Origin of the sequence: Microcoleus sp. AR_TQ3_B6, assembly GCF_036702785.1 — a bacterium.
In the GTDB taxonomy this organism is placed as follows: domain Bacteria; phylum Cyanobacteriota; class Cyanobacteriia; order Cyanobacteriales; family Microcoleaceae; genus Microcoleus.
Map to the genome: position 1 here is coordinate 124,176 of NZ_JAUBVJ010000002.1, position 9,613 is coordinate 133,788.

7 protein-coding genes are annotated in these 9,613 nt (G+C 47.7%); 2 read left to right on the top strand and 5 right to left on the bottom strand.

Going from position 1 to position 9,613, the window contains the following annotated elements; genetic code table 11:
* Positions 1-105: 105 nt before the first annotated feature.
* Together QUB56_RS01765 and QUB56_RS01770 are read left to right on the top strand one after the other, a co-directional pair.
* On the top strand, positions 106-2,166 hold the full coding sequence (locus tag QUB56_RS01765) for an amylo-alpha-1,6-glucosidase (RefSeq protein WP_332952620.1): 2,061 nt from the start codon (positions 106-108) through the stop codon (positions 2,164-2,166).
* 35 nt (positions 2,167-2,201) lie between these two features.
* The gene (locus QUB56_RS01770) at positions 2,202-3,242 is read left to right on the top strand and encodes a glucokinase (RefSeq protein WP_332952621.1); all 1,041 of its coding nucleotides are present in this window, start codon (positions 2,202-2,204) and stop codon (positions 3,240-3,242) included.
* 503 nt (positions 3,243-3,745) lie between these two features.
* On the opposite strand, the gene QUB56_RS01775 is transcribed toward QUB56_RS01770, so the two are convergent.
* The 5 genes from QUB56_RS01775 to QUB56_RS01795 all read right to left on the bottom strand — a co-directional run.
* Positions 3,746-5,206 carry a tetratricopeptide repeat protein gene (locus QUB56_RS01775; protein WP_332952622.1) on the bottom strand — a complete coding sequence of 487 codons (1,461 nt, stop codon included), beginning with the start codon at positions 5,204-5,206 and terminating at the stop codon, positions 3,746-3,748.
* Positions 5,207-5,280: 74 nt separating this feature from the next.
* Complete coding sequence (locus QUB56_RS01780; RefSeq protein ID WP_332952623.1) at positions 5,281-5,766, bottom strand: hypothetical protein; 486 nt, start codon at positions 5,764-5,766, stop codon at positions 5,281-5,283.
* Positions 5,767-5,850: 84 nt separating this feature from the next.
* Entirely contained in the window at positions 5,851-6,300 is a 450-nt protein-coding gene (locus tag QUB56_RS01785; RefSeq protein WP_332952625.1) for an EVE domain-containing protein, read from the bottom strand.
* Entirely contained in the window at positions 6,297-8,657 is a 2,361-nt protein-coding gene (locus QUB56_RS01790; protein ID WP_332952626.1) for an FHA domain-containing protein, read from the bottom strand. Before QUB56_RS01790 ends, QUB56_RS01785 begins: the two co-directional genes overlap by 4 nt.
* A gap of 124 nt (positions 8,658-8,781) precedes the next feature.
* A partial coding sequence (locus tag QUB56_RS01795) for a P-loop domain-containing protein (RefSeq protein ID WP_332952629.1) occupies positions 8,782-9,613 on the bottom strand: 832 nt, incomplete at its 5' end.

Below are 9,613 nucleotides of genomic sequence, written 5' to 3' on the forward strand. Positions count from 1 at the left end.
CGATCCCGATCGCCAATAGAACCGCCTGGAAGGGTTAATATTTCTTGCTTATATGTTTAAAATATACCTAAAGATAGATAACTAATTAGCGCGAGTGTGCATCTTATGGTTATGGCTTTTGGAAGGGAAATCTGCTGCAATCTCGACTCGGCGGAGTCTCGGGAGTGGTTGGTAACAAACGGGATCGGCGGTTACGCTAGCGGTACGATCGCGGGTCTCCTCACGCGCCGCTATCACGGCCTGCTGGTAGCCGCCCTCAAACCCCCGCTGGGACGCACTTTGATCCTCGCCAAGCTGGACGAGACGGCTGTGTATCACGATCGCGCCTATCCGCTTTATACAAACCGCTGGGCCGACGCGACGATGGAACCTCACGGCTACAACTACATCGAAAGCTTTCACCTCGAAGGCACGACGCCTGTTTGGAGGTTTGCTCTCGCCGACGCTATCCTGGAAAAGCGGATTTGGATGCAGCAAGGTGCTAACACAACATATATTCAATACCGCTTGCACCGCGCCTCACAACCGATCGCCCTCGCTGTCAAAGCCCTGATCAACTATCGCGACTACCACCACACAACTCGCGCCGGCGACTGGCAGATGAGCCTAGAAACCATGGAACGCGGGGTTTGCGTGACGGCATTTCCCGAGTCTGCACCCCTGTACCTGCTGACGGATGCCGAAGCCGAGGCAAAATTTCGAGTTTCTGCGCCTTTATACAATTGGTACTACGGATTTGATTTGGCAGCGGAAAAGCGGCGCGGATTGGACTGCAGCGAGGATCACTTGCACGCGGCGACTTTTCACATGACGATCGCACCGGGAAGTTCTCTGACATTGATAGCGAGCACCGAGAAAAATCCCGAACTCAACGGCGGTAAAGCTTTAGAAGTGCGCCGCGCTGCCGATCGAGAACTGCTGCAAAACTGGTCAAAAGTGAGCGACTCTCCCGACTGGATCGATCAGTTAGTGCTAGCCGCCGACCAATTTATCGTCAGCCGCCCGCTACCGGAGGAACCCGAAGGCAAAACGATTATCGCCGGATATCCCTGGTTCAGCGACTGGGGGCGCGACACGACGATCGCCCTACCCGGTCTCACAATCTGTACCGGGCGATGGTCCATTGCGCGCTCGATTTTGCGGACATTTGCGCGGTATATCGATCGGGGAATGCTGCCGAACCGCTTCCCGGATGCGGGCGGCGCACCGGAATACAACACCGCAGACGCCACCCTGTGGTACTTTGAGGCAATTCGCGCTTATATCGATGCCACGGGGGACGAGGAACTTTTGAGCGAACTCTGGCAGACATTATGTGAGATTATTGACTGGCACATACAGGGAACTCGGTATAAGATCCGCCTCGATCCCGATGACGGTTTAATCTACGCCGGCGAAAAGGGCGTGCAACTGACTTGGATGGACGCGAAAATCGGCGATTGGGTGGTGACGCCTCGGATTGGTAAGCCGATCGAACTCAGCGCGCTTTGGTACAATGCTATACAAGCTATGGCAAGTTTTGCTCGAAAACTGGGCAAGCCTCACAATGAATACCAGCAATTGGGCGATCGAACGGCCGCCGGATTCCCTCGCTTCTGGAACGCCTCAACCGGTTACTGTTACGACGTTCTCGACGGCCCCGACGGACACGATAGTTCCCTGCGGCCCAACCAGATATTCGCCGTATCCCTGCCGCTAGACTCGATTCCTCCTCACTCCCCCAACTCCTCGTCAGCGGGGATGCGCCAGGAAACCCGCTATACACCGTTACTGACGCCCATCCAGCAACGCGGCGTGGTGGACGGCTGCGCTCAACAGCTTCTGACTTCTGTCGGCCTCCGCAGCCTCTCGCCGCAGCACCCGCAGTATCGCGGGGCATACGGAGGCGACCAATTGCAGCGGGACAGCGCCTACCACCAGGGCACAGCTTGGGGCTGGCTGATTGGCCCGTTTGTCTTGGCGCACCTGCACGTATACAAAAACCCAGCACAAGCGAGCGAATTCCTCGAACCGATGGCACATCATATAAGGGCCGGGGGAGTTGGCAGTCTGGGCGAAATTTTTGAGGGCGACGCCCCCCACTCGCCGCGGGGCTGCACGGCTCAAGCTTGGACTGTGGCTGAGGTGCTGCGGGCTTGGTTGGCAATTAATACTGTGGGTGTTTAAATGGGGAAGGTTATCTGTGGTTGAAAAAAAGATTTATGGCATTATTATTAGCGGGCGATATTGGCGGAACTAAGACAATTTTGCGCTTAGTGGAAAGGACTGTTAAGGGTGAAATGAACGCTCTTTATGAGTTTCGCTATCCCAGCGGGGAGTTTCCAGATTTAGTGCCGATGGTGGAGCAGTTTTTGACGGAAGCTGCTATTAAGTTGAAGGGGCCGCTTGTACCTGAAAAAGCTTGTTTTGCGATCGCAGGCCCGGTGGTTAACAACACTGCAAAACTGACTAATTTGCCTTGGGTGCTGGATGGGAAGCGTCTGGAACAGGAGTTAGGAATATCACACGTTAGTTTAATTAATGATTTTGTGGCGGTTGGCTACGGCGTGTGGGGTTTGGATGCTAAAGATTTGCACATTTTGCAAGTCGGAAAACCCCGCCAACACGATCCAATTGCTGTGATTGGTGCGGGGACTGGTTTGGGAAATTGTTTTGCAATTCCCGAGGCAAATGGCATCAGGGTTTTTTCTTCGGAAGGGGGACACGGTGACTTTGCTCCTCGTTCACAGTTGGAGTTTGAATTGCTGAATTATTTGTTAGCAAAACACGACATTCAAAGAATATCGATCGAGCGTGTGGTTTCGGGACAAGGGATTGTTTCAATTTACCAGTTTTTGCGGGACAGAAAGTTTGCCCCTGAATCGCCGGAGATAGGGGAAGTTATTAAAAAATGGGAGTCAGAAATCGGTAAAAGCGAGCAGAGTGTCGATCCGGGGGCGACAATTGCACAGGCGGCACTCAAAAAGTGCGATCGGCTTTCGGAACAAACAATGCAAATGTTTGTAGAAGCTTACGGTGCGGTGGCCGGAAATCTGGCTGTGACACTGTTACCTTACGGCGGTTTGTACGTAGCCGGCGGCATTGCTGCTAAAATTTTGCCGCTGATTCTAGAAGGGGGTTTTATGCGAGCGTTTACGCACAAAGGCCGGATGGATTCGCTGTTAGAAATGATGCCGGTTCGTCTTGTTTTGAATCCCAATGTAGGGTTAATTGGTGCGGCTGTTTGTGCGGCCGGTCTTTAGCTAAGGCACCGGAATGATAGAGGACACGGTATTGCCCATTGGTGTCAACTTAACGTAAAATCGATAGTCCGGCAGGGGTTGAAACCCCTGCCTCAAAGCTAAAGTCCTCTCAAGAGGACTAATGAGTTCTTCAGTCCTCTTTGAGAGGACTTTAGCTATTAGACAGGGAATTCATTCCCTGGCGGACTGCCGGGTGGGCGGGAGGACTGGTGGACAAAAAGCTTAAGTTGACACCAATGGGTATTGCCATGTCCCTACCCCGATTCATTGTAGGGAAACGGCATTGCCGTATCCTGATTTCTGAGATTATCCTCATTTAAGAATCTCAAATTTTATGCGATCGTAAATATCCCTTAAACTAATCTGAAACTCAACCGATTATAAAATTAACGTCTCATCTTCAGACTCATATACAAAATCGGATGACTAATTATATCATAGCTGGGATTAAGTAGACTAAGTAAAATAGAATATCCTTTCTAGTTCTCATCTAAAATTTAAAATTACTTTCCTTCCAGTTCTTTCAGCTTCCCCTGGGCAAACTCCTTCACCTGCGGATCTTGAGCGACGGCTAAAGCTTGGCGATAGCTTTCAATTGCTTTTACTTTGTCGCCTTTGAGTTCATAAGCAAGGCCACGATTATAGAAGAATTCTGCGTATTTAGGATTGAGTAGAAGGGCTTGATTGTAATCGGCAATTGCGCGATCGTATTCCTTTTTATTGTTGTAAGCAAGGCCACGATTATAGAAGAATTCTGCGTATTTAGGATTGAGTAGAAGGGCTTGATTGTAATCGGCAATTGCGCGATCGTATTCCTTTTTATTGTTGTAACCATTGCCGCGATTGTTGAAGGCTTCTGCGTATTTAGGATTGAGTAGAAGGGCTTGATTGTAATCGACAATTGCGCGGTCGTATTCCTTTTTATTGTAGTAAGCAATGCCGCGATTGTTGAAGGCTTCTGCGTATTTAGGATTGAGTAGAAGGGCTTGATTGTAATCGGCAATTGCGCGATCGTATTCTTTTCTATCGGAGTAAGCAATGCCGCGATTGTTGAAGGCTTCTGCGTATTTAGGATTGAGTAGAAGGGCTTGATTGTAATCGGCAATTGCGCGGTCGTATTCTTTTCTATCGGAGTAAGCAATGCCGCGATTATTGAAGGCTGCTGCATCTTTAGGATTGAGTAAAAGGGCTTGATTGTAATCGGCAATGGCGCCATCGTATTCCCCTTTCTTGCCGTAAGCATTGCCGCGATTGTAGAAGGCTACTGCATATTTAGGATTGAGTAGAAGGACTTGATTGTAATCGGCAATGGCGCGATCGTATTCCTTTTTATAGTAGTAAGTATTGCCGCGATAGAAATAGATAGTGGCTGGGTCAAGTGCAGCATTATTTGGTTTAGCCACTGAAAGTGCTGCCGTTAGTTGCTTAATAGCATTATCCCAATCATCCGCTGCATAAGCCGACACCCCCAATGTCACCAACGTTAAATATTTCAGTTCCTCCGCTAAATTGACTTGTATCTCAAAATTTTCTAGCGAAGCCACCGCCATGTTGCGAGGTTCTCCCTGCACTTGCTTACCTACATCGATATAATCCTTTGCTGCTGAAAGAATCTCAAAATTCACGCTGACTGGTGCTTTCTGCTGCGTCTTGCCATAGGAACCCCAAATCACAATATCCGCATTTTTATTCTTGCCCAATTCCCGCGCTTTATCTTGGCCTTCCTGCTGAGTAATCGCTTGTTTGAGGGGCAGAATTTTCACGGTTGGGTAATTTTTAGTTGCATCCTGCAAATTCTGTAAAATCGTTTCTGTGACGCGATAATTTTTCGCATCCAGCCCATCAAACTCCGCTAACAGAACCGTTACAGTTGGGTTTTTTTGCTCGCACTGTTGTATCAGACATAGAGGTGATAACTGACGTTGTAGAAAATGCAAACCTATAGCGCCACCACCGAGAGTCAATAACCCGATCGCCCCTACAACTACCCAAACCCTTTGTGACTTCCCCCCCGAAATTCGGGTTGTTTCGGAGGGCCTTACTTTTTTATTTTGTCTGCAAAGTTACAAAACGTGGGAAATACCCGCCGCAACAATCCTTCCGTATCCAACTCCATCTCATAGGAAATCAATCCCGGCAACAACGGAATCGCTGCTTTGAGTTTTCCCGCCGCCGGAATTCCCGGCTTACTCAATTCCGCTTTGATTTCCTGTAACACCTTCATCAATTCAGCATTACTCTGAACCGCAGGTTCAATCTCCAGAAACTCCACTTCCTGCCGCAATTGACTCTCAACTATTTCCGCATCCGCTTCGGGAATCGTCAATCCGGCAATTTCCGCCTGCCAGCGCAGCCAATAGTCTCGTTCAACGCTACGGAGTTCTTCTTTGAGTTCGTCAATCTGCTGCTGAAGCAGTTCCTTGTCTTCAAAGCGTGCCAACCGTTTCGCTTTTTCCCTGCCAGCGAGTTGCTTGTAGTAGCCTTGGACTTGAGATTGCAGGTGGGACAGGCGATCGCTAATCATCGAAAACTCCAAATAATATAATCAGTTTAAATCTCCTATTCTCATTATAGCGATCGACATCCGCATCTATTTTCCTTTTTTCTCCTACTTCATCTTCAAAATCTTCTGGGCAGCACCTTCAGACACCGGCATCACCGATAACCGATTGCCTTTCCTCACCAGCAAAATCTCATCAGCACTAAACTTTTGTTTCAGTTCATCCAAAGATATTAACTTAGCAAACTCCTCAACAAACTCAACTCTCACAGTTTGCCAGCGAGGCGCATCAAGCTGCGATTTAACATCATAGTATTCGCTATTTATATCGAACTGAGTCGGGTCAGCAAGCCCAGTTTCCACGACGCGCACTAAGCCGACAATTCCCGGTATTTTAGTATTAGAATGGTAAAAAAATACTAAGTCTCCCCGACTCATTTCTCGCATAAAATTGCGAGCTTGATAGTTGCGAACGCCATCCCAAATCGAAGTGCGATCGCCCTTCAAGTCCGAAATACTGTAAACATCCGGTTCCGACTTCATCAGCCAATAATTCATAGAATATCTTTCCGCTTCTGCAACCACAGAGTCAACATCAAGTAAACAAAAATATGCAGGCACAAAATAGCCCAATTTAAACCCAAATTTTCCCAGGTTGGATCGTAAACAGGAGTAGGCTCAAACGGCTGAGGAAGCGTACTCCCATCCGGTAATGTAGTAGGCGCGGGAACCATCCCATTCACATTAACTAAAGAGCCGTAAGCACCCACAGACCAGCGGCTTAACATCAGCCAAGAAAACTTGCTCGCCGCACCTTCCATCTTAAACAAAACTCCCGAAAAAATAATCTGAGGCAGCAATAATAGAGGCAAAGCGCTATTAGCTTGAGAACTATTTTTAACAATCGCGGAAACGACTAATCCGAGACTTATGCAGCTCATCAAAGTTAGGAAGGTGGTAATAGTTGCCCCCATCGCCCAGGAAATCAAACTCGGTTCGGGGGATTTAAAAGCAATCAGAATAACTCCTACCATTAACAGAGTTTGCAATACTGCCAAACCAGAAAGTATAAAAATTTTTGAACCTAAATAAGCAAACAATGCTAAATTGACCAAACGTTCTCGCAGATAAATAGCAGATTCTTTAACAATTTCTTGCAGAGAAGTTGCCAGTCCTACCCAAATCGCCGCGCAGGTAAATACAAATAGAACTCTGAGCGCTAAAGGTGCTAAAGTTGCCTCCGGTGCGCCAATTAATGGGTCTTTATCTCTGACGGCTAGTCGCAGCAAACTAATGCCTATCGGAGCCGTTAAAAGAGCTAAACTCAAGTTAACTAAGTCGCGGGAAACGAGTTGAAAATAGCGCTGGGCAAGCAAAAAGAGTTGTTTTACAAAAGATTGAGATTTTGGTACAGAAGGTGCAGAAGGTATTTTTGCATTAGCCTGGCTTCTGCTGAAGTGGTTGACAATATAGCGCTGATAGTAGGGAGATTTATTAAACTTTTGTGCCCAGCTTTGAACGTTGATTTCTCCTGTTTCTAATTCGTTGTAAATGTCTGCAAAATCGCCAGTTTTGACATCGAAAAAATCGAGCGCTTCCGTGGGCGGGCCGAAGTAACAAAGGCGTCCGCCGCGACCCATAAACACAATACGATCGCACATCGTGATATTTGCCGTCGCGTGAGTCACCAGAATCACCGTCCGGCCTTGACTTGCCAACTTTCGCAGCAGTTGCATCATCTTCTTATCCAAACCCGGATCGAGTCCTGAAGTCGGTTCGTCTAAAAAGAAAAGTTTCGGGTCTGCTAACAGTTCAACTCCTATACTGACCCGCTTTCGCTGTCCGCCGCTAAGCTGTTTTACCAAAGCCTTGCGGCGGTGAGTCATTTCAATATCTTCTAAAGTTTTGGCGACTACCTGCTTGACATCTGTATCGGGAGGTAAGCGCAATTTAGCTGCATAACTCAAGACTTCTTCTACTGTCAAATCTGCGTGCACAATATCATCTTGAGGCACGTAACCGATTTGATTGCGGTAAATATTGAAATTTTGGCGCAGGTTGTCGCCGTTGAGAAACACAGCGCCGTTAGTAGTTTTTTCGATGCCTAAAAGCGTCCGCATCAAAGTAGATTTACCCGCACCGCTACCGCCGACTAAAGCCACAAACTGCCCCGGTTCGATCGCCAAAGTGATGTTATCCAAACGCTTCGGAATCACCAGACTGTCAGCATCCAAACGAATTTGATGGCCGGAGTCTTGCATCTGCAACTCACCGCTGCGGTAAGTTAGAGTAAACGGGCCGATCCGAATTGCATCTCCCTCGGACAACTGTAGAGAATTTGTCACTCGCTGACCGTTAACAAAAACCCCGTTAACGCTGTAGTCTCGCAAAATATAATTACCGCGACTGTCTTGGTCGATTGTGGCGTGGCGTCTAGAAACCAGCGGCGCATCTAATTGCAGCGAAGCGTTTGGATCGCGACCCAACAAAACCGACCGATTCTTAAGAAGAATTGACTGCTTGCTAGGAACAGCAACTTGGTTCGCCAGCGGATTAAAATAACTCAGCAAAACTTGATTTTGAGGATCGAGACCGATTTTAATTTCTGTGCCGTTTTTCAGACAATAACCGTCATTGGGAGTGATGCGAGTGCGATCGACAAATAAGCCATTAGTGCTCGGCCGCTGGCCGTCACCGTCGTAAATCCAGTAATTATCCCCAATTTGGCGCAAAACAGCGTGAACGCCGGAAACTGCGCGCCAGGGTTCGGGAATGACTAAATCAGCACGAGTCCCATCGCGCCCCAATACGTGCTGCTGCTGTTTTAACTCTAACTGTAAAACCTCGCCTTGATTGCTTAATACTATATAAGGTCGATCGCTTAAAGCAGTCAGTTGTCCTATATTGCCTGTCATACTTCAATCGCGGTTTTTGCACTCACTTTTGTCAGCATATCAAAAAGTCATTAGTCAACCGTCATCAGTCAACAGTCAACAGTCAACAGTCAACAGTCAACAGTCAACAGTCAACAGTCAACAGTCAACAGTCAACAACCGACAAACTGCGAAGCCGATTAATTACCGCCGCCAATTCAAACCGTCGAAACATGGCAAAATCCCCTTCAGGAAAAGGCGATAAAATATCCATCCCCTGCGCGTCAATATCTGCCATCACCAAATCTATGATTTCCGACAAAGTGCGTTTTCCGTCCATGTATTGCTGCTTAGCATAAACCATTGCCGCAGCGATCGCCCTTAACTGTCCCCTGTCCACAATTTGCTCAATAGCACCCAAATCAATCTCCTCAGTTCCGAAAGCCAATTCATCAACATCCCGCACCTTCACCCGCACATCTCGCCGTCCCAGACTCGGATCTAAACTAGCAGGAATCGGCACTCTTTGAGCAATCTCACCAAAAGTTTCTCCTCCTTCATCAGCACGGCTAATCGGGTAATTTATAGCAATTTCTTTAGCTTTTCCCGTCACATCATATGCTTGAAAATTTTCCATGGCAATCACAGTATCCGCCACATCAAAATAATCACCGCTTCCCCCCATCACTAAAATAGTCGATACGCCGCAATCTGCGTACAACAGTTTAACTTTATCAATAAACGGCGTAATCGGTTCCTTATCCTTAGCGATGAGTTGCTGCATTCGGCGATCGCGAATCATAAAATTCGTCGCCGCCGTATCCTCATCAACTAATAAAACAGGCACTAAATCCCCTTCTGAAATAGTGACTAATTGCGTCTCTAAAACAAAAGACTGAGCTTCTTCCTTCTTCCCTCTTCCTTCTTCCTTCTTCCCTCTTCCTTCTTCCTTCTTCCCTCTTCCTTCTTCCTTCTTCCCTCTTCCTTCTTCCTTCTTC